This window comes from Virgisporangium ochraceum, assembly GCF_016863655.1.
Classification (GTDB): Bacteria; Actinomycetota; Actinomycetes; order Mycobacteriales; family Micromonosporaceae; genus Virgisporangium; species Virgisporangium ochraceum.
On the sequence record NZ_BOPH01000189.1, the window covers coordinates 1 to 871 of the forward strand.

The following is an 871-nucleotide window of genomic DNA, read 5'->3' on the forward strand; positions in this document are numbered from 1 at the left end:
GTGCCGCGCTCGCTGTCGGCGAGGACAGCAGACCCGAGTACACCGCGTTCCTGCACCTGCGCGGCGACCGGGAGACGTACGAGGTGGCCCGGGACGCGGTGCGGTGATGCCGACCCGGTCCGGCGGGCGCCGGGTGCCGACATCCTGGGCCAGCTCGGACGTGGTACGGCTGTCCGCCGACGGGACGATCGTGATCGTGTCCCACGACGTGCGCCCCCTTCCGCGCCGCAGCCGTCGCGCCCCTGCTCGACCTGGCAACCACCGAGACAGTCGACAGAGTGCAGCAAGCGATCGCCACCACGCTCGGCCACCTCGCCGATCCGCGGGCGGTCGGGCTCCTCGGCCGGTGGCGCACCCATCCGCAGGTCCAGGTGCGGTGGTCGGTCTGCCTTGCGTTGACCCCTCTCGCCGCCGACGACGCCGACGCGCTGCGCCACCTGGTCGAGCTGACCCGCGACCCGCATCCGCCCGTCCGCGACTGGGCCTACTTCGGGCTGTACCAGACCGGTCAGGACACAGCACAGGTGCGGCACGCCTTGATCGCCCCGGATCGGTGACGACGACACCGTCACCCGGGCCGAAGCCCTGCGGGCGCTGGCCGCGCTCGGCGAGCCGCGAGCGGTCCAGCCGCTCCTCACCGCCCTCGACGCCCTGGATCACGCACCGGCCACCGGCAGCCACAGGGACGACGACGAGACGAACGAGGTGGCCGGCCTCCTCGACGAGGCCAAATCCCTCCTCGCCCACCACACGCAACACCCCCGCCTCCTCGCACGCGTCGAGCTGAACCCAACTGACGACGCCGAATAATGAGCGCAACGCCAGAACAGCCAGCGCTCCTCACGGCTACCCGCATAGTGCGCGGAGCGGC

The 871-nt window shown here is 72.2% G+C and carries 2 protein-coding genes; both read left to right on the plus strand.

Features of this window, described 5'->3' with window-relative positions; translation table 11 throughout:
• Window positions 1–242 precede the first annotated feature (242 nt).
• Window positions 243–557 carry a HEAT repeat domain-containing protein gene (locus tag Voc01_RS52625; protein ID WP_275423848.1) on the plus strand — a complete coding sequence of 105 codons (315 nt, stop codon included), beginning with the start codon at window positions 243–245 and terminating at the stop codon, window positions 555–557.
• The gene (locus Voc01_RS55020) at window positions 550–810 is read left to right on the plus strand and encodes a hypothetical protein (RefSeq protein WP_203935340.1); all 261 of its coding nucleotides are present in this window, start codon (window positions 550–552) and stop codon (window positions 808–810) included. The genes Voc01_RS52625 and Voc01_RS55020 overlap by 8 nt, the downstream gene beginning before the upstream one ends.
• The last annotated feature ends 61 nt before the right edge of the window (window positions 811–871 follow it).